This is a genomic window from Massilia sp. Masssp94 (genome assembly GCF_059491305.1).
Window position 1 is genome coordinate 6,413,607 of record NZ_CP168501.1, and the last position, 25,297, is coordinate 6,438,903.

Annotated in this window: 22 protein-coding genes; 13 read left to right on the plus strand and 9 right to left on the minus strand. The window is 67.6% G+C overall.

Translation table 11 applies throughout. The features are described 5' to 3' along the window. Window positions 1-27: 27 nt before the first annotated feature. Both ACEN9G_RS28185 and ACEN9G_RS28190 read right to left on the minus strand, forming a co-directional pair. A complete protein-coding gene (locus ACEN9G_RS28185) occupies window positions 28-1,560 on the minus strand; it encodes a tryptophan halogenase family protein (RefSeq protein ID WP_413339819.1) in 1,533 nt (510 codons plus the stop codon). Window positions 1,561-1,706: 146 nt separating this feature from the next. After that, on the minus strand, window positions 1,707-4,649 hold the full coding sequence (locus ACEN9G_RS28190) for a TonB-dependent receptor (RefSeq protein WP_483127346.1): 2,943 nt from the start codon (window positions 4,647-4,649) through the stop codon (window positions 1,707-1,709). Window positions 4,650-4,908: 259 nt separating this feature from the next. On the opposite strand from ACEN9G_RS28190, the gene ACEN9G_RS28195 reads away from it, so the two are divergent. From ACEN9G_RS28195 to ACEN9G_RS28210, 4 genes are all read left to right on the plus strand, one after another. Then, entirely contained in the window at window positions 4,909-5,712 is an 804-nt protein-coding gene (locus ACEN9G_RS28195; protein WP_413339816.1) for a glycoside hydrolase family 16 protein, read from the plus strand. 91 nt (window positions 5,713-5,803) lie between these two features. Beyond that, window positions 5,804-6,949, plus strand: coding sequence for a serine hydrolase domain-containing protein (locus tag ACEN9G_RS28200; RefSeq protein ID WP_483127347.1), 1,146 nt, complete (start codon window positions 5,804-5,806; stop codon window positions 6,947-6,949). Beyond that, the gene (locus tag ACEN9G_RS28205) at window positions 6,927-7,292 is read left to right on the plus strand and encodes a hypothetical protein (RefSeq protein ID WP_483127348.1); all 366 of its coding nucleotides are present in this window, start codon (window positions 6,927-6,929) and stop codon (window positions 7,290-7,292) included. Before ACEN9G_RS28200 ends, ACEN9G_RS28205 begins: the two co-directional genes overlap by 23 nt. Window positions 7,293-7,436: 144 nt before the next feature. Continuing rightward, the gene (locus ACEN9G_RS28210) at window positions 7,437-8,624 is read left to right on the plus strand and encodes an MFS transporter (RefSeq protein WP_483127349.1); all 1,188 of its coding nucleotides are present in this window, start codon (window positions 7,437-7,439) and stop codon (window positions 8,622-8,624) included. Here the strand turns inward: ACEN9G_RS28210 and merP are convergent. Genes merP through ACEN9G_RS28230 form a run of 4 tightly spaced genes read right to left on the minus strand, consistent with a single transcriptional unit; the run spans window position 8,608 to window position 10,951 of the window. Further along, window positions 8,608-8,892, minus strand: a complete 285-nt coding sequence (gene merP, locus ACEN9G_RS28215) for a mercury resistance system periplasmic binding protein MerP (RefSeq protein WP_413343551.1) — start codon at window positions 8,890-8,892, stop codon at window positions 8,608-8,610. The genes ACEN9G_RS28210 and merP overlap by 17 nt on opposite strands. Before the next feature lie 11 nt (window positions 8,893-8,903). Then, a complete protein-coding gene (locus ACEN9G_RS28220; protein WP_413343553.1) occupies window positions 8,904-9,278 on the minus strand; it encodes a mercuric transporter MerT family protein in 375 nt (124 codons plus the stop codon). Between the two features lie 5 nt (window positions 9,279-9,283). Continuing rightward, window positions 9,284-10,402 carry a transglutaminase-like domain-containing protein gene (locus ACEN9G_RS28225; protein WP_413343555.1) on the minus strand — a complete coding sequence of 373 codons (1,119 nt, stop codon included), beginning with the start codon at window positions 10,400-10,402 and terminating at the stop codon, window positions 9,284-9,286. 9 nt (window positions 10,403-10,411) lie between these two features. Then, on the minus strand, window positions 10,412-10,951 hold the full coding sequence (locus ACEN9G_RS28230; RefSeq protein WP_483127350.1) for a TlpA family protein disulfide reductase: 540 nt from the start codon (window positions 10,949-10,951) through the stop codon (window positions 10,412-10,414). A 207-nt stretch (window positions 10,952-11,158) separates the two neighbouring features. Here ACEN9G_RS28230 and ACEN9G_RS28235 point away from each other — a divergent pair, with 207 nt between their 5' ends. From ACEN9G_RS28235 to ACEN9G_RS28260, 6 genes are all read left to right on the plus strand, one after another. After that, entirely contained in the window at window positions 11,159-12,970 is a 1,812-nt protein-coding gene (locus tag ACEN9G_RS28235) for a family 43 glycosylhydrolase (protein ID WP_495605489.1), read from the plus strand. 103 nt (window positions 12,971-13,073) lie between these two features. Then, complete coding sequence (locus ACEN9G_RS28240; protein WP_413344855.1) at window positions 13,074-15,083, plus strand: glycoside hydrolase family 2 protein; 2,010 nt, start codon at window positions 13,074-13,076, stop codon at window positions 15,081-15,083. A 55-nt stretch (window positions 15,084-15,138) separates the two neighbouring features. Then, window positions 15,139-16,446 carry an extracellular solute-binding protein gene (locus ACEN9G_RS28245; protein ID WP_483127352.1) on the plus strand — a complete coding sequence of 436 codons (1,308 nt, stop codon included), beginning with the start codon at window positions 15,139-15,141 and terminating at the stop codon, window positions 16,444-16,446. 8 nt (window positions 16,447-16,454) lie between these two features. Further along, complete coding sequence (locus ACEN9G_RS28250) at window positions 16,455-17,348, plus strand: carbohydrate ABC transporter permease (protein ID WP_413344645.1); 894 nt, start codon at window positions 16,455-16,457, stop codon at window positions 17,346-17,348. Then, window positions 17,345-18,169, plus strand: coding sequence for a carbohydrate ABC transporter permease (locus tag ACEN9G_RS28255; RefSeq protein ID WP_413344643.1), 825 nt, complete (start codon window positions 17,345-17,347; stop codon window positions 18,167-18,169). The genes ACEN9G_RS28250 and ACEN9G_RS28255 overlap by 4 nt, the downstream gene beginning before the upstream one ends. 5 nt (window positions 18,170-18,174) lie before the next feature. After that, on the plus strand, window positions 18,175-19,290 hold the full coding sequence (locus tag ACEN9G_RS28260; RefSeq protein WP_483127353.1) for an ABC transporter ATP-binding protein: 1,116 nt from the start codon (window positions 18,175-18,177) through the stop codon (window positions 19,288-19,290). 129 nt (window positions 19,291-19,419) lie between these two features. On the opposite strand, the gene ACEN9G_RS28265 is transcribed toward ACEN9G_RS28260, so the two are convergent. Beyond that, the gene (locus ACEN9G_RS28265; protein ID WP_483127354.1) at window positions 19,420-19,872 is read right to left on the minus strand and encodes an ester cyclase; all 453 of its coding nucleotides are present in this window, start codon (window positions 19,870-19,872) and stop codon (window positions 19,420-19,422) included. 76 nt (window positions 19,873-19,948) lie between these two features. On the opposite strand from ACEN9G_RS28265, the gene soxR reads away from it, so the two are divergent. Continuing rightward, a complete protein-coding gene (gene soxR / locus ACEN9G_RS28270) occupies window positions 19,949-20,452 on the plus strand; it encodes a redox-sensitive transcriptional activator SoxR (RefSeq protein WP_413340430.1) in 504 nt (167 codons plus the stop codon). On the opposite strand, the gene ACEN9G_RS28275 is transcribed toward soxR, so the two are convergent. After that, entirely contained in the window at window positions 20,397-20,696 is a 300-nt protein-coding gene (locus tag ACEN9G_RS28275; protein WP_413340429.1) for a hypothetical protein, read from the minus strand. The two genes, soxR and ACEN9G_RS28275, sit on opposite strands and share 56 nt — an antisense overlap. A 57-nt stretch (window positions 20,697-20,753) precedes the next feature. Further along, complete coding sequence (locus ACEN9G_RS28280) at window positions 20,754-21,188, minus strand: BCCT family transporter (RefSeq protein WP_413340427.1); 435 nt, start codon at window positions 21,186-21,188, stop codon at window positions 20,754-20,756. A 238-nt stretch (window positions 21,189-21,426) separates the two neighbouring features. On the opposite strand from ACEN9G_RS28280, the gene ACEN9G_RS28285 reads away from it, so the two are divergent. After that, entirely contained in the window at window positions 21,427-22,455 is a 1,029-nt protein-coding gene (locus tag ACEN9G_RS28285; protein ID WP_413340425.1) for a LacI family DNA-binding transcriptional regulator, read from the plus strand. 94 nt (window positions 22,456-22,549) lie between these two features. Beyond that, a complete protein-coding gene (locus ACEN9G_RS28290; RefSeq protein ID WP_413340423.1) occupies window positions 22,550-25,291 on the plus strand; it encodes a TonB-dependent receptor in 2,742 nt (913 codons plus the stop codon). Window positions 25,292-25,297 lie beyond the last annotated feature (6 nt).

Here is a 25,297-nt window from a genome sequence, read left to right on the forward strand (position 1 = left end):
GTTATTGGTATTTTGGTGGTGTCTCCGCTAGCCCGGCGGCATGCCGTACTGGCGGATGTGGTGGAGCATCTCGCGGTTCGCGGGCAGCTGCGGCAGCATCCGGGTGGTGAGCCGCGCGGCCTCGCGGAAGTACTGGGAGGCGGCCTCCGGCAGGTCGGAGGCGCGCTCGGTCAGTTCGGGCCGGAAGCCCATCCCGTACAGGACGTACTGCCAGCTCGCGGACGGGAAGATTTCTTCGATGCGCGGGAAGTCGCGCCGCGACGGCGCGCGCGTGCGCCACAGCGCGAGCAGTTCGCGCAGGCGCGGCGACTGCGTGCCGGGCGCGCGGTGATCGAGCCAGTAGGCGGTATCCGTGCGCTTCGACAGTACGTAGTGCAGCTTCAGGAAGTCGATGATGCGCTCCCACCGGTACGTGAACGCTTCGTTGAAGCGCGCGGCGATCGTATCCATCTGTGCACGCGTGGCGGGCATGTCGTCCGCCAGCCAGGCCGCGGACAGTTCCACGAGCGCGAGCGCGGACGCTTCCAGCGGCTCGATGAACCCGGCGGACAGGCCGATCGCGACCACGTTGCGTTCCCAGAAGCGGGCGCGGTAGCCGGGGTCGAACGCGATTTTTCGCGGTTGCGGGACCGCGCCGACGATGCCCGTGGAAGCCAGATAGGTGCGCAGCGTCGCCTCCGCCGCGTCGTCGTCGACGTGCGCGCTGGAATACACGTAGCCGATGCCGCGCCGCGCGGGCAGGCCGATGTCCCAGGTCCAGCCGTGCGGCTGGGCGGTGGATGTCGTCTGCGACGCGATGGGCGTGTCTTCCGTTGGATAGGGCGCCTGCACGGCGAGGGCGCGGTCGTTGAACAACACGTCGCGCTGCGACACGAGCGGCACGCCGTAGTGGCGGCCCAGCAGCAGCGAGGCCATGCCCGTGCAGTCGACGAACAGATCGCCTTCGATCAGGCCCGCCTCGCGCGTGCGCAGCGCGGCGATGTCGCCGTCGTCCGCGGACAGGATGTCGACGACGTGGGCCAGCACGTGGCGCACGCGCAGCTTGCCGACGCAGTGCTTCTGCAGGAAGACGCCGAATTTGCCGGCGTCGAGGTGATAACCGTAGTTGGCGACGCCGGCGAATTCCGGCGTCTGCGGCTGCTTCGGCGCGCGGCCCTGCACGCACAGATGCGGCTGGTAGCTGACGAGGTCCGCGAACGGGACGCCGCGGTGCGCGCGCTGCCAGGCGGCGACGAGGTTCGCCTCGCCATAGCCCTGGGGCAGGGAAAAGGGGTGGAAATAGACGTCGCCGTCGCTCCCGTCGACCCAGCGGTCGAAGCGCGAGCCCTGCTTGAACGCGGCGTCGCATTCGCGGAAGAACGCGGCTTCGGAGACGCCGATGCGCTGCAGCGTCTCGCGCATGGACGGCCACGTGCCTTCGCCGACGCCGATGGGCGGCACGCCCGGCGATTCGACGAGCGTGACGGTCAGGCGCGGGTGTTCGGCCGCGAGGACGCCGGCCGTCAGCCAGCCCGCGGAGCCGCCGCCGACCACGACGACGTGTTCGATGGGTTTACTCATCACAGCTTCCTTTTTCCGGTGGGCCGCATGAGTCTACCTGAAAATGCTGGCTTTAGAACAACTTTTTAACTGCTGAAACCGATTACGGCAGGCTACACATCCGCAATATTGCCGTCGTTCCCGCGCAGGCGGGAACGACGTATAACTTAGAACTTGTAGCGTGCCCCCAGCATGTAACGCGGCCCGGTCTGCGTCACGTACAGGGCCTGCTGCGTGGTCCGGCCGTGGACGCGGCTCGTTTCGTTCGTCAGGTTGATGGCTTCCGCCTGCACGACCAGCTTCGGCGTGACGTTGTAGCCGACCGACAGGTCGAGCTGGCCGTACGGCTCCACGTAGTTCGGGTTCGGGCCCGCGCCGTCGAACGTCGACGACAGGAACTCGCCGCGCCAGTTGTAGGCCGCGCGCACGTTCCACTTGTCGTTCTCGTAGATGCCGACCAGGTTGGCGGAGTTCGACAGGCCGACCAGTGCGAACTGTTCGCCCACGCTGCCGTTATCGTACCGCAGTCCGGAGTGCACGTACGTGTAGTTCGCCGAGATGCCGAAGCCGGTGTTGCCGAACATGTGCTGGAGATTGAGTTCCAGGCCGTTCAGGCTCGCCTTCTTCTGGTTCGAGAACGTCGTGATCTGGAAGTGCGCCACCGGATCGCCCGGTTGGCCGACGATGTTGCCGGTCGGGTTGCCGCTGCTGTCCACGCCCGTCACCGTCACGCCCGCGGCGGTCGGGTGATTCTTGAAGATGTAGTTGCGGATGCAGGCCGGGTCCGTGCCGCAGCCGGCGGCCGACGCTTCGTTCCACAGCGCGCCGCCCACCGGCGTGTGCAGGTTGAACGGCGTGGCGTCGATCTTCGACTGGCCGGCGTAGTTCTCCAGGTCTTTATAGAACGCGTTCACGGAGAAGAAGCTGTCCTTCCCGTAGTACCACTCCCACGACAGGTCGAAGTTCTTCGACTTCACGGGCTTCAGCGCCGGATTGCCCTGCGAGCCCGTGCCGCCGTCCACGCGCGCCAGCGTATTCAGGATCTGGCCGCCGGCGATCTGGTCGTAGCGCGGACGGCCGATGGTCTCGCCATAGCTCGCGCGCACCTTCATGTCGTCGCGCAGGTCCATGTCCCAGTCGACCGACGGCAGCAGGTGGTGGTACTTGCCGGTCAAGGTCGTGAACGTCGGGGCGCCGAACGTGACCGGGAATTCGTTGGCGGAGACCATCGTGATGGCGGTGGCCGCCGGCACGAGCGCGGTGGAGACGACGTCCGTCTTTTCGTAGCGCACGCCGATCGCGGTGTGCATCGGCAGCGCCGTATCCCAGTCCGTGTTGAACTGCAGGTAGAGGCTCTTCGATTTTTCACCGGTGCGCTGGTCCGTGTCGTACGTGTTCTTCGGCAGGTACAGCGCGGGCAGGCCGGATGCCTTCGACACCACGTCGCGCACCTGCGCGAAGTTGAAGGTGTAGAAGGTGTTGAACAGGTTCGGGTTCTGGCTGCCGGCCAGCTGGTCGAAGTACTGGCGGATCGTGTCGGCGTGCCACAGGCTGCTCGGGTAGTCCGACGGCTTCGTCGCGCCGGTCCACGAGTCGCGCTGCTGCGTGGAGAACGCGGAGCGGTTCTTGACCTCGATGGTGCCGATGCCGAAGTTCAGGTTCGACGCTTCAAGCATGCGCAGGCGGCCCTTGAACTGGAGCTGGTCGACCTCGCCCTTCATGTAGCCGTTCTGGAAGACGGAGCCGGTGACCTGCTGCGGTGCGCCCGTGAAGTTGGCGCCCTTGATCGACAGGACGGGGAACTCCTGCGAGAAGTCGGCCGTCGTGTCGCCGCGCGAGAAGCTCGCGGTGCCCAGCGTATTGTTCGAGCCGAACGGGCTGTCCGCCTTCGATTCCGCGGTCGAACGGTGCGCGTCGAACTCGAGTTTGAGATCCTTGCTGGCGCGCCACTGGGTATTGAAGCCGAGCGACTTGTTCTGCGTTTTCGTCGCGAAGTCGGCGCCGCCCATTGCGATGTCGCTATTCCCGGCCGGGATGAATTCCGTGTAGACGAGCGGCGCGGCGATCGGGCCATTGGTCCACGACGATGCCGACGCGCCGAAGTTGAACCAGGCGGAGACGTCGTTGCGCTTCGTCTGCAGCTTGTTTTCCGAGTACGTGTAGTCGAGGGTCGTCGTCAGCTCCTTGACCGGCTGCCACTGCAGGGTCAACTGGCCGTTGGTGCGCTGGCGCTTCACGCCCGTCATGCTGTAGTTCAGGTTCTGCGGCACCTGGTAGATGTCGCCGGGCTTCGGACGGTTCGTGATGTTTTCCGAGCCGGCGGTACCCGGCTGCGGGATCGTGCCCCAATTGTTCTCGTCGCCGCGGAACGGACCCTTCCAGCCGCTCGACACGGACGCCTGGTTGAAGCCCAGGTTGCGTTCCTGGTAGCTGGCCGAGACGCCCAGGCCCCAGTGGCCATCCTTCGACGTCGTCGAATAGATGCCCGAGAATTCCGGCGTGGTGGAGGTGCTGGCCTTGACGTCGCCCGGCAGGTTGTTGTTCGACGTGTCGTGCACGGCCTTGATGCCGATGCTCGAATACGTGCCCAGTTTGTCGAGCGGACGCGCCGTGATCACGTTGACGGTGGCGCCGATGCCGCCGGTCGGCGTCTCGGCGCGGCTCGTCTTGTAGACCTGCAGCTGCGAGATCGCTTCCGACGCCAGGTTCGAGAAATCGAACGAGCGGCCATTCAGGTCGCCCAGGTTCGACGTCGGCATCTGGCGGCCGTTCAGCAGCACCATGTTGAAGTCGGGACCCACGCCGCGCACGGTGATCTTCTGGCCTTCGCCGTTCACGCGGTCGATCGACACGCCCGAGATGCGCTGCAGCGATTCGGCCAGGTTCGTGTCGGGGAATTTGCCGATATCCTCGGCCACGATGCCGTCGACGATCCCGTCGGACTGGCGCTTCAGGTTCAGCGACGAGGCCAGCGACTGGCGCAGGCCCGTGACGGTGACCTGCTGGATCGACGTGGTCGGGATGTCGCCGCCGCGGCTGTCTTCGGTGGCGGTCGTCTGGGCGTAAGCCGGGATCAGGGCGGCGCAGGCGCTCGCCACAGCCAGGCTCATCAGTTTTTGGTTTGCCTTGGGGTAATGCATTGGGTCTCCTCTGTTTTTATCTCTCTTCACCGCTTCAACATCGTTTCCAATGTCTGGAAACGTTTCCATATGCCGGTCGAATCTTATGTTCAGAAAAAATAATTGTCAACGGAATATTCAGTAGTGCGTGGCCGAAACGGCACACTGAAAATACAGGGCTCGTTTGACATCGAAAAATTCGCGGTGCTATATTCGAAAGTGTCTGGGAACGTTTCCACGAGGAGTTCGCATGCCCACGTTTCGCGCTGCCGCCGTGCTTGCCGTTTTCCTGTCGCTGGGGACTGCGGCCCATGCGCAATCAACGCTCACGCAGCCGCCCGGCTGGGTGCTGGACTGGCACGACGAATTCGACGGCCGCACGCTCGACCGGACCAAATGGGTCCCGGAGACGGGCGGCAACGGCTGGGGCAACCATGAGCTGCAGTTCTATACGGACCGGCCCGACAATGTTCGCGTCGACGGCGGCAGTCTCGTCATCGAAGCCCGCAAGGAAGACCACGGCGGACGCCACTACACCTCCGCGCGCATCAAGACGGCGGGCAGGGTCGAGCGCACCTTCGGGCGCTACGAGGCGCGCATCAGGGTACCGCGCGGGCAGGGCATCTGGCCCGCGTTCTGGATGCTCGGGGCCGACATCGGCCAGGCCGGCTGGCCCCGCTGCGGCGAGATCGACATCATGGAAAACATCGGCCGCGAGCCGGACCTCGTGCACGGCACCCTGCACGGCCCCGGCTACAGCGGCGCCAATGCCATCGGCAAGCCGCAGCGGCTCGACCAGGGCACCTATGCGGACGACTACCACGTCTACGCTGTCGAATGGGAACCGCGCGAGATCCGCTGGTACCGCGACGGCATCCTGTACCACACGGCGCGGCCCGATACCGTCACGGGCGACTGGGTGTTCGAACACCCGTTCTTCGTGATCCTGAACCAGGCCGTCGGCGGGGCCTGGCCCGGCAATCCGGATGCGACGACCGCGTTCCCCCAGCAGATGCTGGTCGACTACGTGCGCGTCTACAAGCGTGCACGTTGACGAATCGTCATGACGAAGTTAGCGCTCTCATGGCATCATGTCGGGCTTGGATGCCGCGCGGTGCGGCATCCGGCGGGTCTGGGGAGAGCGCATGCGGTTCGGGACGTGGTTGACGGTGGGTGTGGCGGCGATGTTGGTGGCGGGCTGCGCGCGTCCGCTACGCCCCATGCAATCGCTGTCCGATCCGGAAATCCAGCGCGCGATGCGGCGCGAGCAGGTGCAGGGCCTGGCCTTCGCGACGATCGAGAACGGGCAGGTCGTGAACGTGAAGGCGATGGGCACGCGCAACGCGTCCCTCGGCCAGCCGCTGACGCCGGACACCATCATGGCGGGCGGCACCCTCACGAAGGCGGCCTTCGCGTACATGCTGCTGCAGCTGGCCGACGAGGGCCGGATCGACCTCGACGCGACCGTCACGAAGCTGCTGCCGCATCCGTTGCCCACGTACCGCGTGCGGCCCTACGATTTTTCCGACCTCGCCGGCGACGCGCGCTGGCAGACGATCACGCCGCGCATGCTGCTCGCGCACGGCGGCGGGCTCGCCGACTACCGCTGGATGGAGCCGGGCGGCCGGCTGCGCATCCACACCGATCCCGGCGAGCGCTATGCGTATTCGAGCGAAGGCTATGCGATCCTGCAGCTGATCGTCGAGCAAGGTCTCGGCCTGGACGTGGCGCAGGAAATGCGCCGGCGCGTGTTCGACCGCTTCGGCATGCGCCGCACGAGCATGTACTGGCGCGCGGAGTATTCGGAAAACGCGGCGGATGGCTACGCCTTCGACGGCACCTTGCAGCCGCACGAGCGCCGCTACCGCGTGCGCGCCGCGGGCTCGATGGAGACGACGATCGCGGACCAGGCCAGGCTGTGGGCCGGCATCATGCGCGGCGACGGCTTGCGGCCCGACACGCGCGCCGCGTTCTCGACGGGCTGGCTGCCGATCGCATCGCGCCGTCGCTACCCCGCGTTCGACGGCGCCGAGACCGCGTGGCCGCAGAAGCTGGCGGCGGGCCTCGGTGTCGTCACGTTCGAGGACCGCTCGGGCCCCGGCTGGTTCGACGGCGGCCACGACGAATCGACGGCGGAGTTCGTGCTGTGCCTGGAGACGGGCCAGCGCTGCGTGGTGATGCTGTCGAACGACGTGCGGGCGGAGCGCCTGTTCCCGGAACTGGGCCGGCAGGCGCTCGGTCCCGACGACATGCCGTGGAGCTGGCAATATGACTGGCTGGATCAACCTTGACGCCGCGGGCGGCGCCGGCATGCCGCAGCCCGCGCCCGATGCCCGTTGCGAGGATGCGCGCTTCGAGGACTCCTTTCGGCGTTGGCTGCTGGGCGCGATCGGCGAGCCGGCCGGCAGCTGGCGCGCGGGCGTGCGCGCGCTGTGCTTCAACGTGCATCCCGTGACGGCCGGCGACCACGCCGTGGAATTGATCGGCGCGGCGGATTGCGACCCGGCCGCCGCCGACTGGGCGCTGGACGAGGTGTGGCTGCCGTCGCGCCCGCGCCTGAAACGCTATCCGCGCATCGCCGTGGGCCACGTGGACGGGCCGCTCGACGTCCTGTGGGAGCGCACGCCAATCTAGGACGCGTCCGGCAAGGATCGCAGGCACGCGTTACACTTGCCGCTTTACCCGGAGCGCATGTTGTCCCCATCGCCTTTGCCCACCGAGGTGCTCGACCGTCCGCGGCATGATAGTGCTGGCAAAGTCAGCGCAAACCATCCCGACATGCCCACGTGGCTGATGCTGCTGATCGCCACCGCCTGCGGCCTGATCGTCGCGAATCTGTATTACGTCCAGCCGCTCGTCGGCCCGATCCGCGCGGCGATCGGCCTGCCGGCCGGCGCGGCGGGCCTGCTCGTCACGCTGACGCAGCTCGGCTATTGCGCCGGCCTGCTGCTCGTCGTGCCGCTCGGCGACCTGCTCGAAAACCGCAAGCTCGTGCTGGCCCTCGTGGCCCTGCTGGTGGCGGCGCTCGTCGCGGCGCCCATCGCGCCGGCGCTCGGCCACCCGGTGCCCGCGTTCCTCGCGTGCTCGCTCGTGATCGGCTTCAGCGCCGTATCCGTGCAGGTGCTGGTGCCGTACGCGTCGCATATGGCGGCCGAACACGTGCGCGGTAGAGTCGTCGGCAATATCGTCAGCGGCCTGATGTTCGGGATCATGCTGGCCCGTCCGGTCGCCAGCTTCATCACGCACGCGTGGTCGTGGCAGGGCGTGTACGCGCTGTCGGCCGTGCTGATGGTGGTGCTCGGGATCGTGCTGCGCGTGCTGCTGCCGGCGCGCCGTCCGCATGCCACGCTCGGCTATGGCGCTTTGCTCGCTTCGATGGCGGGGCTCGTGCGCGACCTGCCCGTGCTGCGCCGCCGCGCCATCTACCAGGCCGGCATGTTCGGCGCGTTCAGCGTGTTCTGGACCGTGGTGCCGTTGCTGCTCGCGAGCCCGGCGTACGGCATGAACCAGCGCGATATCGCGTGGTTCGCGCTGGCCGGCGTCGCGGGCACGATCGCGGCGCCGCTCTCCGGCCGCGTGGCGGACCGCGGCTGGACGCGCCCCGCGACGGTGTTCTGCATGCTGCTCGGCCTGCTGTCGTTCGTTCCCACGCTGGGCCTGGCGGACGGCGGCCGGTTCGGCGTCGGCATCCTCGTGGCGACGGCCATCGCGCTGGACTTCGCCGTGTCGGGCAACCTCGTGCTGGGGCAGCGCGCGATCTATGCGCTGGGCGCGGAAGTGCGCGGGCGCGTGAACGGCCTGTACATGGCGACGTTCTTCCTGGGCGGCGCGACCGGTTCGGCGCTGGGGGCGTGGAGTTATGCGCACGGCGGCTGGCAGGCCGCGTGCGCCGTGGGGATGGGATTGATCGGGGCGGTGTTCCTGGTCTTCCTCACCGCACCCCGCAAGGTCACTTCGACGTCTTGAGCATCGCCGGATAGCCCACGTCTTCCGTCGCCTTTTTCAGGTCGGCGACGGTGGCCTGGGCGTCGTCGTAGACGATGACGGCTTCGCGCTTCTCGTAGCTGACCTTCACCTTCGACACGCCCGGCACTTTCGACAGCGCCGTCTTGATGGTGATGGGGCAGGTGGCGCAGTCCATGGTCGGCACGTTCAGCGACACGGTCTGCTGCTTGGCGAAGGCCGGCGCCGCGATGAAGAGGGCGGCGATGGCGAGGGATCGGGTGAAGTTCATGATGGCTATCCTCAGTAAAACAGCGGGGCGATCAGCGGAAAGCCCAGCAACAGCGCGACGAACAGCGCGCAGGCGATGAATACGCGGCGCATCAGCGGCCGCGTGGTGGCGCAGTCGCCGCTCTCCAGGTCGCACGCGCGCGCCGGGCGGAACACGAGCCAGCCGGCCCACGCCAGCGCACCCACGGTCAGGGCGATGGCATATGGCGTCACGGGTTTCAGCGCTTGCAGGTTGACCATCCACGCGCCCGTCACGCCGATGAGCACGAGCGCGAGCGGCAGCACGCAGCACGTGGAGGCGAGCAGCGCTGCGAGCATGCCGATGGCGAGCAGGCGGCCGGCCTTGCGTTCGGTACCGTCGACGGGTTGGCGGGCGAGCGTGGACATGTCGGTCAGATGGCGCGCGACGTGATGGTGTACTTGAACGTGTCCGGCGCGAGCGAGTCGTACGCTTCGCCGCCGCTCTGCGCCTGCGGGTACATCAGGAAGCCGACCTTGCCGGCGACGGAGCCCGGCAGGCGCACGTCGTGGGCAAAGTTATAGCCCATCCAGTTGCCTTCCCAGCCGCCGAACAGCGCGCGCTTGACGGGCGCGACGACGGGGTTGTCCGGGTCCTTGATCCAGTCCGCGGTTTCCTGGCGCATGACCTTGGCCACGTCCGCCGGGTCCATCGCGACCCAGCCGTGCTGCTTCAGGTAGACCTCGGCGCGGCAGTGCTGGGCGCCCTGCAGCGATGCCGGCTTGCCGCCCAGTTCCCGGTAGCCGAAGGCGCTCGGCGCGATGCGGATGCCGTAGACGTCGCGCGCCGGCACGCCGGAAGCCCGGCACAGGCCCACGAACAGGCCGTTCAGGTCGGCGCACTTGCCGCCGAAGTTGCCCGTCTCCAGCATCGTCTTGATGTCGCCCGTGCCGCAGCCTTTCACTTTCGGCTCGCGGAACGTGTTCAGCACGATCCAGTCGTAGATGCGCTGGACCTTTTCCTCATCCGTACGCGCGCCCCTGGTGATCGTCAGCGACGTCTTTTTCACGATGCCGTCGAGCGGCATCAGGTCGGTCGGCTGCAGCCACACGCGCAGGTCTTCGGCGGCTTCCGTACCCGGGGTGCGGGTCTTCCAGTTCTCGGCGCGGTCGCGGGTCTGGATGCGCGACACGACTTCCAGCATCGGCGCGACACTCCCATCGAATTCGGCGACGAGGAAGCGCGCGCCGTAGTGCGGGTCGCTTTCGACGTGCGTCTTCTTCGCGTTGCCGGACCAGTTGTTCGACAGGCTGCGCTGCCATTCCGTGTCGATGGCCGGCAGCGGGATCCACACGGTCGACGGACCGGCGGCGCGCTTCAGGGCCACCTTCGTCACCACCTCGTAGCTCTTCCAGTCGCCCGGACGTGGGTCGAAGTGGCGTTCCTGCGCGTCCGCCGCCAGCGCGGCGCGGGGCAGGGTGGTGGCGAGCGCGAGGCCGCCGGCCGCTCTGAGGAGCGCACGGCGGGCGGTGGACGGTTTGGTGTCTTGCATGGCTTTTCCCTATTTTTGGTTGTTTGTTCGGTGTTGCGGCTCCGTCAGCAGCGCGTCGATGGCGGCGCGCAGCTTCGTGTCGTCCGGCGGGATCTCGCCGACCGTGCGCCAGCGCGCGCGGCCCGTGCGGTCCACGAGGATCGTCGTCGGCATCACGCCCGGCGTCCAGCGCTTGAAGGCATCGCCCGTGCGGTCGCGCAGGACGGGGTAGCCGAGCGGGTGGTCCTGCGTGAAACGTTCGATCGTATCGCGCGGTTCCTTGTAGTTCACGCCCACGACCGCGACGCCGTCGCGGCCCGCCAGGCCTTTCAAGACCGGCAGCTCGTCCACGCACGGGCCGCACCAGCTGGCCCAGAAATTCACGACGACGACTTTCCCGCGCAGGCTCGCCACGTCCCACGGTTGTCCGTCCAGGCCCGTCACCTGCAGGGCCGGCGTCGGCTGGCCCGCGGGCCAGGGGCGCAGGGTCGCGTCCTTCGCGACCGCCGTGCCGGCGCTCAGCAGAGCCGCAAACAGCAGGCCGGTGGCCATCCTCGTGTGGTGCGTCAACGTGTGGATCTCGAAGCGGAAACAATCGTCATGATACCAGAGCGTGTCACGCAATGCCCGGCCCGGGCCCTTGCAGTTGGGACGATGCGACGGGGTTGTTCATCATCCGGCAACAAGTTGGGCACATGAACAACGATAAGCGTGTCAACCGTGCATCCCGCCCGGGCCGCTTGGGGTAAGCTCTGCGGCAAAAATCAGGGAGGGACGATGGGATCGCTACGCACGGGGTCGCTACGGTATGTCGGCGCACTGGCATGTGCACTGGCCGCACCCGCATGGGCGGCGCCCGCCGCCACCTATCGCAATCCGCTCCCCGTCCACCTGGCGAATGGCGAACCAGCCCAGAACTGCGCCGACCCGGCCGTGCTGCGCGACCCGCGCGCGAAGACGCCCACGTGGTATCTGTATTGCACGAGCGATCCCGTCAGCAAGAAGGAGCGTCCGCTGGACGGCGAGAAGGGCGACTGGCATTTCCACATGATCGCCATCTACCGGTCGACGGACCTGGTCGCGTGGAACTACGTGGGCGACGCGTTCGTCGACCGTCCGGCCGGGCTGGCGGCGCCCACGTCCGGCCTGTGGGCGCCGGAGCCGGCCTTCCTCAACGGTCACTACTACCTGTACTTCACCGTGACCGACGTGGCCGACGCGCACAGCCCCGAAGCGGGCTGCGACAAGGACAGCGCCATCGGCGTCGCGATGGCGGACAGCCCGGCCGGCCCGTGGGTGCCGGCATCGAAGCCGGTGGTGCCGCCCCGGCGCGCGGGACCCGGCTGCGACTTCCAGTGGACGTTCGATCCAAAGGTCGTCGAGGACGGCAGCCGCAAATGGATTTATTACGGCAGCTACGGCGGCGGCGTGTACGTGCAGCCGCTGCGGTTCGACGGCCTCCAGGCCGAGGGCACGCCGCGCAAGGTGGGCACCGCGTGGCGCTACGAAGGGGCGGAAGTCGTCCGGCACGGCGGCTGGTGGTACCTGTTCGGCTCCACGACGGACTGCTGCAACGGCCCGCTGACCGGCTATGCCGTCTACGCGGGCCGGGCACGCACGCCGGCCGGGCCGTTCCTCGACCGGATGGGCCAGGACCTGGCCGCGCCCCGCGCCGGCGGCACGCCCGTCCTGTTCCAGAACGGGAACCGCTGGGTCGGGGTGGGCCACAACACGGTCTTCCCCGACGCGGCCGGCCAGTGGTGGACGATCTACCACGGCATCGACGTGAACGAGCCGTTCTTCAGCGCGCCCGACAAGCTGACGCGGCGCCTTGCGCTGCTCGACCGTATCGACTGGGTCGACGGCTGGCCCGTCGCGCGCGGCGCGCCCAGCGACGAACCCCGGCCCGCGCCCGCCACGGTCGCCGGTACGCGTCCCCGCGCACTGACGCTCGCGCCGGCGCCCGGGCAGAAGACGAGTCCCGCGTGGACGGACACCTTTGCCGGCACGAAGCTGGACGAGCGGTGGACGTGGCAGCGCCCGCCGGCCGACGACGCCTGGTCGACGGGCCCCCAGGGCTTCACGGTGGCGACGGCCGCGACCGACCTGCACGTCGACACGAACACGGCCAGCGTGCTGCAGGCGGCGCTGCCGGACGGCGACTACCGTGTCGAGGCGGTGGTAAGACTGGCCGTGCCGGACGATTGCTGCAAGACGGCCGTGCAGGCGGGCCTGGTGGTGATGCGCGACGACGACAACTACGTCAAGCTCGTCGAGATGGCGCACGGCGGCCTGCACCAGGTCGAGTTCGCGAAAGAGCTGTCTCCCGTGCCGGCCGCGTATCCGCGCTACGGCAACACGGTCGTCGGCACGCCGGGGACGACCACGTGGCTGCGGCTCGATGTCCTCCGGGTCGGGGGGGATGAGCGTTATACCGCATATTCGAGCCAGGACGGCAAGACCTGGGTCGGGGGCGGGACCTGGACGCACCGCCTCGGACCGCAGGCAAGGCTGGGCCTGGTGGCGATGGGCGGCGCCGGCTACCGCGCGGTGTTCGAACGCGTGGCCGTGTCCCGCCTGTCTCGTTGATGCGACGTCGCTGGTATCGCTTTGTAACCGGTAGTGAAAGGGCTTGCCAGCGGCAGTTACGGCTCCTAGAGTAGGCCGTACCGAAGAACGAAGGAGCGCAAACGTGGAATATCCCCGCCCACAATTGCGGCGCGCCGCCTGGCGCAGCCTCGACGGCCCCTGGCAGGCCATGTTCGACGACTCGACCCTCTACGTCGATCCGGCCGATGTGCCGTTCGACCGCACGATCGTCGTCCCGTATCCACCCGAAGCGCGCGCCAGCGGCGTGCACGACCGCGGCTACCGCCGGCGCGTCTGGTACAAGCGCCAGATTTCGCTCGACCCCGCGCTGCTGCCGGGACCGGAGGAGCGGCTGATCCTGCACTTCGGCGCCGTCAACTACCGGGCCCGCGTGTGGATCAACGGCCGCTTCGCCGTCGAGCACCGGGGCGGCCACAGCCCGTTTTCCCTCGACGTCACGCGCCACCTGGACGGCTCGATCCTCGAGATCGCCGTGCAGGCCGAGGACGACCCGCAGGACATGCACAAGCCCCGCGGGAAGATGGACTGGGAGCCGGAGCCGCACAAGATCTGGTACCCGCGCACGAGCGGCATCTGGCGCACCGTGTGGATCGAAAAGGTCCCGCGCGCGCACGTCGCGCAGCTGCGCTGGACGGCCGATGTCGCCAGATGGCAGATCCGGCTCGACGCCGACATCGCCCACGTGCCGGAAGGCGGCATGGCCAACGTGACGCTGAAACTGGGCGACCGGCTGCTCGTGGGCGACCGCTGCCTGCTGACCGGGCCGCGCCTATCCCGTATCTTCCAGCTGCCCGACCCCGGCATCGACGACGCGCGCGGCCTGTGGATGTGGAGTCCGGAGAGCCCGCAGCTGATCGACGCCGAGATCGAGATCCGCTCGGCCGAGGGCAACCTGATCGACAGCGTGCAAAGCTACACGGCGCTGCGCACGGTGAGCGTGGAAGGCGACCGCTTCGTGCTGAACAGCCGCCCTTACTTCCTGCGCATGGTGCTCGACCAGGGCTACTGGCCGGACAGCCTGATGGTCGCGTCGAGCGACCAGCTGCGCCACGACGTCCTGCTCATCAAGCGCCTCGGCTTCAACGGCGTGCGCAAGCACCAGAAGTCGGAAGATCCGCGCTGGCTGTACTGGTGCGACGTGCTGGGCCTGTGCGTGTGGGGCGAGATGCCGTCCGCGTACGGCTTTTCCAGCGCGACGATCCACGGCGTGATGGAAGAGTGGAAGGAACTCGTCGAACGCGACATCTCGCACCCCTGCATCGTCGCCTGGGTGCCGACCAATGAATCGTGGGGCGTGCCGGAACTGGTGAACGACCGGCGCCAGGTCGATTTCGTGCGCGCCCTGTACCACATGACGCGCGCGCTGGACGGCACCCGCCCCGTCGTCGGCAACGACGGCTGGGAGATGCCGTGCGGCGACCTCGTGTGCGTGCACGACTACGAGCAGGACCCGGTCGTGCTGCTGGAACGCTACGGCAGCCGCGAAGCCGTCGCCTATACGCTGGAACACGTGCAGCCGGACCGGCGCCGCCTCGTCATCGACGGTTTTACCGGATTGGGCCGGCCGCTGTTCCTGTCCGAGTTCGGTGGCATTGCCATGTCGAAACCCGGCGAGGAGTCGGGTTGGGGCTATTCGGTGGCGAAGGACAGCAAGGAGCTGCTGACCCGTTACCAGCAGCTGATGTCGGCGGTGCACCGGTGCCGGCCGCTGTCCGGCTTCTGCTACACGCAGCTGACGGACACCTTCCTCGAAAAGAACGGGCTGCTGACGGAAGACCGCGTGCCGAAGGCGCCGATCGAAGCACTGGCCCAGGCCACGCGCGGCCCGCAGGCGCACCTGCAGGACTGGGTGCTGGACCCCCTCGGCCACAGCCAGCGCTGGCGCGCGCGGCGGGGGCCCGATTTCCCTGTCGAGTGGACGCGCGTCGGAGAAACGGCAGAAGTGCTAGCCTATCCGGGAGAGCGCCAGCCTCCGCAGCTGGAAGCACCGGACATCCCGCCGACCGAACCCGGTCCGTCCGCGGGTCCTCCGGGCTTCGAACGCCGCGGGCGTGGCGGTCCCGGGGCGCGCGCACGGCGTAAAGTCGCATAAAGACAGCTTGACAGCCGCGCGCCACAACGAACGAGAAGGACAATCAGGAGACAACGTGGCGCGACGCGGATTCCCGCGCGCCGCCGCGCTGGTTGCGACCCTGTTCCTCGGGCTGGCGGGCGTGAATGCCCCCGCGCGGGGGCAGGTCGAAGTCAGGATGTGGACGCTGCTTTCGGGCGGCGACGGCGCGCGCATGCGGGCGCTGGTCGACGACTTCAACGCCAGCCAGCGCGACGTGCGCGTCGTCAGCACGACCCTCAAATGGGGTGAGCCTTTCTATACAAAGCTGATCACGGCCTCCGTCGTGGGCGCCGGGCCGGACGTCGCGACCATCCACCTGTCGCGCATCGTCAACCTGGCCGGTGGCGGCGTGCTGCGGCCGATCGCGCCCGCCGAGCTGGCGGCGGCCGGCCTGCGCGGCCAGGACTACCTGCCGCGCCAGTGGGCCAAGGCGCAGTACCAGAACGCGACGTATGCGATCCCGCTCGACGTGCACCCGTTCGTCCTCTACTACAACAAGACGCTCGCGGGCAAGGCGGGCCTGCTCGGCGCGGACGGCAAGCTGAAGCCGATCGACGGCGTGGATGCGCTGACGGACGCCTTCCGCACCGCCACCGTGCGCACGGGCCAGCGCGGCCTGACGATGGAAAGCAGCCAGAGTTCGTATGCGATCTGGCGCCTGTGGCTGGCCATGCTCGCGCAGCAGAACGTCACGATCATTGCCAATGGCCGCTTCACGTACGGCCCGGCCGGCGCCGCGACGCTGTCGCGCATCAGCGACTGGTTTACGAAGGGCTATGCGCAGGCGGGCCTCGACTACCCGGCGTCGACGAGCCAGTTCATGGGCGGCGGCGCCGCGTTCATGCTGAACGGCGTGTGGGAAGTGCCGGAGCTCGTGCGCGCGACGAAGGCCGGCACGCTCGGCTTCGAATACGGCATCGTGCCGCTGCCGAAGATGTACGCGAACGCGTCCACGTGGGCGGATTCGCACGCGTTCGCGCTGCCCGCGAACCCGGGCCATGAACCGTCGCCGCAAAAAGTCCAGGCTGTGATGCGCTTCATCGCCTACGTCAGCAAGCATTCGCTCGGGTGGGCCGAGGGCGGCCACATCCCCGCGTACAAGCCCGTCGCCGAATCGGCCGCTGCGAAAAGCCTGATGCCGAATGCGATGTACGCGCAGGTCGCCAACGACGTCGTGTACGATCCGGACGGCTGGTACATGGGCGCGGCCGGACCGCTGGAGGCGATCGCGTCGAAATTCCTGCCGGCCGCGCTGTACGGCTACCTGACGCCGGAGCAGGCCGTGCACCGGTTCGAGACGGAAGCGGCGCGCCTCGTGCGCAAGCGTCCGCCGCGCTATTGAGGGGCGCCATGCAACGCGACGACATGACCCTGGGGCCGACGACGGCCCGGCGCGACACCCTGCCGGCTTGGCTGCTGCTGGCGCCTTTCGTGCTGGCGTTCGGCCTGTTCTTCTTCCTGCCGGCGCTGCAGACGTTCTGGCTCAGCCTCACGGAGAGCAGCCTCACGCGCACGAGCGCCTTCGTCGGCCTGGACAACTATCACACCTTGCTGAACGACCCGTCGTTCTGGGATTCGGTTGGCAACACGTTTTATTTTTCCCTGCTGACGGTGATCCCGCTGTGCGCCATCGGCCTGCTGATGGCGCTGCTCGTCGACCGCTTCACGCGCGTGCAGGGCTGGCTGCAGGGCGCGTTCTTCCTGCCGTTCGTGCTGCCGATCTCCGTGATGACCCTGATCGCCGACTGGATGCTGCAGCCGTCGTCCGGCGTCGTCAATCACATCCTCGGGGGCCAGCGCGCCTGGCTCGCGGACCCGTACTGGGCGCTGCCCGCCGTCGCCATTGGCACGATCTGGTGGACGGTCGGCTTCAATATGCTGTTGTTCCTCGCCGGCCTGCGCAACATCCCCGCCGAGCTGTACGAAGCGGCCGCGCTGGACGGCGCCCGCGGTTTCACGCTGTTCCGAACGATCACGTGGCCCGCGCTGCGGCCCGTCGCGACGACCGCGCTGATCCTGCAGCTGATCGCGTCGCTGAAAGTGTTCGGCCAGACGTACATCCTCACGAGCGGCGGGCCGTTCAACACGACGCGCGTCGCGCTGCACTACATGTACGAGACGGCGTTCACGCAGAGCGATGCCGGGTATGCGGCCGCGGTCGCGATGGCGTTCGTGGCGATCGTCGTCCTGCTGTCGCTGGCGCAGGCGTGGCTGGTGAAATTTTTGGCCGGGAGGGACGCATGAGGGCCTCATTCTGGACGGTCGCCGGCGCCGCCTGCGCCATCGTGCTCGCCGCGCTGTGGGCGTTTCCGCTGCTGTGGGCCCTGTCCACGTCGCTGCGGCCGGAGCTCGAGACGGTGTCGGCGAACTTCCACTGGCTGCCGCAGGACTGGACGCTGGACGCGTACCGCAAGACGCTCGGCGCCGGCAACGTCGTGCGCTGGCTGTTCAACAGCTTACTCGTCGCGTTGCTGGTGACGGTGGTGACGATGGCGATCAGCCTGATGGCAGCCTACGCGTTTTCCCAGCTGCGTTTCCGGGGCCGCGGCATCGTGTTCGGCATCGCCATGCTGGGCTTCCTGCTGCCGTTCGAGGCGCTGCTCGTGCCGCTGTTCCGCACGATGCACCAGCTGGGTCTCATCAATTCGTACGCGGGCATCGTGCTGCCGCAGGTCGTGTCGCCGGTCGTGATCTATGTGTTCAAGCAGTTCTTCGACGCGATTCCCGCCGATTTCCGCGAGGCCGCCGTGATGGATGGCGCGGGCCCGCTGCGCGTACTGTGGAGCGTGTACCTGCCCATCTCTGGCAATATCGTGTGGGCGATGGCGATCGTGACGTTCATCGCGGCGTGGAACAACTTCCTGTGGCCGTTCATCATCGTCACGTCGAACGACATGATGACGATCCCGCTGGGCCTCACGCAGACGTACGATGCGTTCGGCGTACGCTACGCCCAGTTGATGGCCGCGGCGCTGCTCGGCGCCTTGCCGGTGGCATTGGCGTACGTGCTGTTCCAGCGCCGCGTGACGCAGGGCTTCCTGGCAGCGAGCGGATTGAAAGGATAGATTCTATGGCATCGGTAAGGCTGCGCGGCATCCGCAAGACCTATGGCGACAATCCCGTCATCAAGGGCGTCGACCTGGACATCGAGGACGGCCAGTTCGTCGTCTTCGTGGGACCGTCCGGCTGCGGCAAGTCGACTCTCCTGAGGATGATCGCGGGGCTGGAAGACATCACGGACGGCACCCTCGAGCTCGGGGGCGTCGTTAGCAACACGGTGGAGCCGGCCCGGCGCGGGATCGCGATGGTGTTCCAGAGCTATGCGCTGTACCCGCACATGACGGTGGCCGAGAACATGGGTTTTGCGTTGAAACTCGCGAAGGTGCCGAAGGCGGACATCGTCGCGCGCGTGCGGCACGCGGCCGAGATCCTGCAGATCGCGCACCTGCTGGACCGCAAGCCGAAGGCGCTGTCGGGCGGCCAGCGGCAACGCGTGGCGATCGGCCGCGCCATCGTGCGCAAGCCGGAAGTCTTCCTGTTCGACGAACCCCTGTCCAACCTCGACGCCGCGCTGCGCGCGCAGACCCGCGTGGAACTCGCGCGCCTGCACAAGGACTTGAAGGCGACGATGATCTACGTGACGCACGACCAGGTCGAAGCGATGACCCTGGGCCAGAAGATCGTCGTGTTCAACGGCGGCCGCATCGAGCAGGTGGGCAAGCCGCTGGAACTGTACGAGCGGCCTGCGAACCTGTTCGTCGCGGGCTTCCTCGGCTCGCCCCGCATGAACGCGTTTCCCGCCGCGCTGGCGGGCCACACGGGCGGCCTCGCGACCGTGCGCGTGCCGGGCGGCGGCATGGCGCAGGTGGCGGCAGATGCGAGCCAGGCGCAGGGCGGCGCCGCGCTGACCCTGGGCGTGCGGCCGGAGCACCTGCGGCTCGAGACCGGCGGCGAGGCGGGCATCCCGGGCCGGTTGTCGCTCGTCGAATACCTGGGCGACGTGACGCTCGCGTACGTCCAGGTCGACGGCGTCGACGGCATGGTGGCGGCCAAGTGTGCGCCGGACGTGCCGTTGCCGGCGCCGGGGACGGCGGTCAGGCTGCGGTTCGATCCGGCGCGGGCGTGGCTGTTCGACGGGCAGGGCGGCGCATTGCCGGCGTTGCGGGAACAAGTGGCGGCTACCTAGAAACCGTCATCCCCGCGCATGCGGGGATCCATACTGAGCCACCGAAGCCGCTCCGGCAAACCTGTGCGACTTCTCCAATCTACCGGATTCTGCTGCTCAGCATGGGTTCCCGCTTGCGCGGGAACGACGTCAGATCGGCCGTTGCCCGCTTGCTTCGACAAACGATTTCGGCACGACGCCGATCTGCTGCAGCACCCCCAACCGGTCCGCCTGCAGCCACGCCCGCACGATCTGCCCGTCGCGCAGCTGGTAGATCACATTGCCTTCCTGCGTCACCTCCGCGAGACTCGGCTTGATACCGACGAAGCGCCCGCCATGCATGGCGCGGAACGTCCAGCGGACGGCGACCTTGTCATCCTCGCTGAATATGTCGTGCAGTTCGAAGCGCACGCCCGGAAATCCCGTGAGCACGGCTTCGATGGTCGCGCGGAATTCGCGCGGCCCCCGTTCGCCGCGCGCGCCGACGAAGTCGGGGGCAATCAGGGACTCGAGCCGGTCCAGGTCGCGCCCGTTGATGCATTCTTCGTACAGCGTCCGGACCAGGGCCTTGTTCGTGGCGGCGGCATTCATGCGATCGTTCATGCGGTTCTCCTCGTGGTTGCGTTTCGATGCAAAGGAGTGTAGAACCTCAACTTAACTTGAGGTCAAGAGGATTTTGATGGCAAAGATAGACGCGGCCGACATCGGGCGGTCATTGACGGTGGGGGAGGTCGCGCGGCGCGCGGGCGTCGCAGCGTCGGCCCTTCATTTCTATGAATCGAAGGGACTGATCCGCAGCGTGCGCAGCAGCGGTGGCCAGCGGCGCTACGGGCGCGACGTGCTGCGGCGCGTGGCCGTCATCAAGGTCGCGCAGCGCATCGGCATCCCGCTCGCGTCGATCAGCGCGGCGCTGGCGTCGCTGCCGGAAGAGCGCACGCCGACGAAGGCCGACTGGACGCGCCTGTCCAGCCTGTGGCGGCGCGAGCTCGATGACCGCATCGAACAGCTCACCCGGCTGCGCGACCAGCTCGACGATTGCATCGGCTGCGGCTGCCTGTCGATCGAAGCGTGCCGGCTGCGCAATCCGCTGGATGAATTGTCGGAGCAGGGGAGCGGCCCGCAACTGATCAGGGCATCCTCCGCGCGTGACGGAACCGGGCATAGCGATTCAGGAGGTCGTTAATCAACTGTTCGTGCGTGTAGCCCGTGACGTCGTGCTGCTGGTCCCCTTCGGAACTGTAGGCCATGGCCCGGTAGTGACGCGTGTCGCCGTTCCTCTCCCCGGACTCGGACCACGCGGAATTTGGCGCACGGAAGCTGCGCACGCGTATCGTGTAGCGGAACGTGCCGCGGTCGCCGTGGGGCACGTTCAGGTCGATCCGGCGGTCGGTCCCGGTCAATTCCGGCGCCAGTCCGCTGTCCCGCATCTCCGCCGCCACCGCGCCGAGGGCCGCGCGTCCGGGTCCGCCGAGAAAGGCCGCGATCTACGACAGGTCGATCGCCGACCCTTCCGATTCCGACTGCAACGCGCGCAGCAGGCCGTAGCACATGAGCAGCATCACCACGGCGAACGGCAATGCGCTGACGAGGGCAGCCGTCTGGAGTGCCTGCAACCCGCCCGCCAGCAGCAGCATGGCGGCCATCAGGCCCGCGCACGCGGCCCAGAAGATACGTTGCCAGACAGGCGGATTCGGGGCGCCGCCGGAGGTGATCATGTCGACGACCAGCGCGCCCGAATCGGCGGACGTGACGAAAAAGGTAATCACGACCACGGTGGCGAGGCCGGACGCGAGCATCGACAGCGGTAGTTGCTCCAGCACTTCGAACAGGGCCACCGGGAGATTGTCGGCGACGGTCTGCACGATCGGCGCCGCGCCACCCAGGTCGAGCCGGATCGCAGTGTTCCCGAAGACGGTCATCCACCGGAACAGTTAGTGCTTGCTGAGCGGTCCGGGCAACCCGGGACTGTCATGGCTGGCGCCGGCAATAGGTGGCGCCGGCCGAGGCGGAGCGCTCGATGAGCGCGGCTGCGTTTAGGCTGAATTATAAGCACTTAGGTGCATTGGCACAAATGTGCTCAAATTTAATTCAACTACAACGAAGTAATAATTAGTGATAATGTTGTGCAACCGATGATCCCATGCGAAGACCTTTGACATGACCAGGCCCCGCCGACCCACGATGACCGACATCGCCAAGCTGGCCGGCGTGTCGCAATCGACGGTGTCGCTGGTCATCAACCACATGAGCGGCGCGAAAGTGTCGAAGGGCACGCGCGAGACCGTGCTCCGGATTGCGCGCGAGCTCGGCTACCCCGTCGAGCGGCACGCGCATCCGGCCGCGGCCCGGACCCGCAACCTGATCGTCTATCTCACCGACGAGCTGACGACGAGTCCGCACGCGATGCAGACCATCGACGGCGCCAAGGAGGCCGCCTGGGAGCAGGATTGCCTCGTCGCCGTGTTCGCGACGCGCGGCGATCCCGAGCTGGAAGCGGCCGTGTTCGCGCGCATGCTGGACCATCCGGCGCTGCTGGGCGTCATTTACTCCACCATTTTCACCCGCGCCGTGACGGTGCCGGCCGCGCTGGAGGCGACGCCGACCGTCCTGCTGAACTGCCATACGCGCGACCGAGGGCGGGCATCGGTCGTGCCGAGCGAACTGCTGGGCGGCTATACGGCGACCATGCACCTGATCGAGAACGGACACAGCCGCATTGGCTTCATCAACGGCGAACACTGGATCGAGGCGGCCGCCGAGCGCCTGAAGGGGTATCGGCAGGCGCTGTCGACGGCCGACATCCCATTCGATCCGGTCCTCGTGCGCGCGGGCGACTGGCAGGTCGCGGCGGGGTACGAGCACGCGCTGTCGCTGCTGGACCTGCCGCAGCGGCCGACCGCCTTGTTCTGCGCCAACGACCTGATGGCCATCGGCGCGCTGGACGCGGCCCGCGAACGCAAGCTGGCGGTGCCGCGCGACCTGTCCGTGGTCGGGTACGACGACCAGGATATCGCCCGCTACACTCACCCGCCGCTGACCACAGTGTTGTTACCAAACTACGAAATGGGCCGCTGGGCGGCCGATTCCCTCATCGCGCAATGCCGCGCGAACCATGCCTCGAAGGCCATCATCAAGATGGAATGCCCTCTGGTGGCACGCGATTCCGTAGCCCCGCCTATGCTGTAAAACCGCTCGAAAAGCGGGTTCAAGCGTGCGTCGGCTTGCCGACTTTTGCGTTAGCTTCCTGATAAAAATTATTACTAATTATGAGGAGAATCGCATGACCACGTTCCAGCTCCGGCCCGTGTGCGCGGCCATCCTTGCGCTGCTCGCCCAGGCCGCCAGCGCGCAAACCACCGACACGCAGTCCACCCCTGCGCCGGGCGCGCAAGTCCAGCAGGTCACCGTCACCGGCCTGCGCAGCAGCATCCGCAGCGCCGAGGCGATCAAGCGCGATTCCGTGCAGGTCGTCGACTCGATCAACGCGGAAGACATCGGCAAATTCCCCGACCGCGCCGCGGGCGACGCCCTGCAGCGGATCGCCGGCGTGCAGGTCGGCCGCGACCGGGGAGAAACCAGCCAGGTGATCATCCGCGGCCTTCCGGACGTCGTCACGACGCTGAACGGCATGGAATACTTCACGGGGAACGGCCGCCGCCTGCAGTACCAGGACCTGCCCGTGCAATCGATCGGCGGCCTGGACGTGTACAAGACGGCGACGCCGAACCAGCTCGAAGGCGGGATCGCGGGCGGCATCGACGTCCGGCTGCGCCAGCCGTTCGACCTGAAGGGCCGGAACGTGACGGGCTATGTGGAAGACCGCCGCCAGAAGGTGAGCGGGTCGGACGCGACGTCGACGAAGAACAATCCGGGCGCCGGCTTCTCGGCCAGCAACCGCTGGAACACGAGCTACGGCGAGATCGGTGCGCTGGTCGACGTGGCGTTCAACCGCGAGCACTGGGGCTATCCCGTGCAGTGGGTCGACCGTCCCGACCGCGTGCATTCGATCGATGCGAACGGCGTCGGCACGCGGCTGGGCGACGGTCCGCTCGCGCCATCGACGCCGGGCGCGCGCCTGGGCGAGCTGCCCAACGTGGGCGGCATCTACAACGCGGGCGACCGCGATCGCGGCAGCATCCACGGCGCCCTGCAGTGGAAGGTCAACCCGACGCTGGAAGCGAACGTGCAATACCTCGGCACGGGCTACCGCGCGCGCAGCGAAGTGGATTACATCCTCGCCATCACGACGTGGACGCCGCGCCTGACCAACGTGCAGCTGGCGCCGCAGGGCGCCTACTGCGACACGCCGGAAGGCGTCGTGTGCCCGATCCAGTCCGCGTACGCGCAGGCCGCGCAGTATGGCGGGCCGTACGACTGGGATCCGTACACGGCCACGTCGACGTGGGGCGTGAAGGAACACACGACGTCGCACTTCCTGAACCTCGGCCTGAACTACCGCGAGGGACCGTGGAAGGCGAGCTCCAACTTCGGCTGGACCAAGTCGACGTTCGTGAACGACACGGTGATCGTCGACCAGCAGATCCCCGGCGCCAGCGTCGGCGTCTACACGTACGGCGCGGACGGCCACGGCGGCTACAACAGCGTGAGCACGCCCACGAGCCCGAACGCCCTGCGCGACCCGCGCGCTTTCGTGCTGCGCGGGATGGTGCAGAACTGGGGCATCTCGAAGGGCGAGCAGGTGCAGTGGCGCGGCGACGTGTCGTACCGGCTCGGCGACGGCTTCTTCTCGGGCATTGACGCCGGCCTGCGCCTGTCGAACCGGCTCGCCAGCTTCCACGGCGCGGAAGGCCACAGCGACATCGCGGGGGCGGTGCGCGCGAACCCCGTCGACGCGTTCGGTCCCGGCTTCGAAGCGCTGGTGCCGGGCCTCGACCGGCTCGGCGGGCCGTGGCTGACGCCGTCGCGCGACTTCCTGATCGACCAGGCCGACACCGTACGCGCGTTCTACGGCGCTGCTCCGGGCCGCGTGCCGGACGATCCGACCCGCACCTTCGAGCAGCGCGAAGGCACGAACACCGTGTACCTCGCGGCGCGCTGGAAGACGAAGGCGGGCGACGTCGACCTGTCCGGCACGGTGGGCGGGCGCTACGTCCACGTGGCGCGCAACCTGAACGGCAACAGCCGCATCGGCGACGTGGTGACGCCGATCGCCGTGAACTCGACGGAAAACAACTTCCTGCCCAGCGTTGCGGCCGTCGTCGGCTGGCGCGAGAACCTGCAGTCCCACCTCGCGGTCGGCAAGACGATCACGCGGCCGGACTTCGTGTCGCTGAACCCGGCGCTGTCGCTGATCCCTCCGACCGTCAACGCGCCCGGCACCGGCTCGTCCGGCAACCCGAATTTGCGGCCGACGCGCTCCGTGAACACGGACGCCACGCTCGAATACTACTTCCCGAAAAACGGCTACGCACAGATCGCGCTATTCCACCGCGACATCGAGGGCTACCTGCAGAACATGGAGTCGAGCGAGGTCATCAACGGCCAGAACTATCGCGTGACGCGTCCGCAAAATTCCGGCAAGGGCGCGTTGCGCGGCGCGGAATTCGGCATCCAGAAGTTCTTCGACTTCCTGCCCGGCCCGTGGAGCAATTTCGGCGCGCAGTTCAACTACACGTGGATCGACGGCGACAACCAGACGCCCGTCTCGCCGACGAGCACGGAATACCGCACGACGGCGCTGACGAATGTCGCGAAGAAGAACTACAACTTCGCGCTGTTGTATGAAGGGAACGGCATCACGGGACGCCTGACCGCGACGCACCGCGGCAACTACGTCGAGCAGATCGCCGAGCCGCGCTTCTTCCAGGACCGCATCGTCAAGGCCAGCACGTACGTGGACCTGAGCGTGTCGTATGCGCTGAACAAGAACCTGTCGCTGCAATTCGACGCGATCAACCTCACGCACGAGAAGTACGAAAGCTATCTCGGCTCCGAGATCCGTCCGCGCGACATCCGCTACAACCCGACCACGTACGGCCTCGGGCTGCGCTTCTCGCTGTGAGCGTGC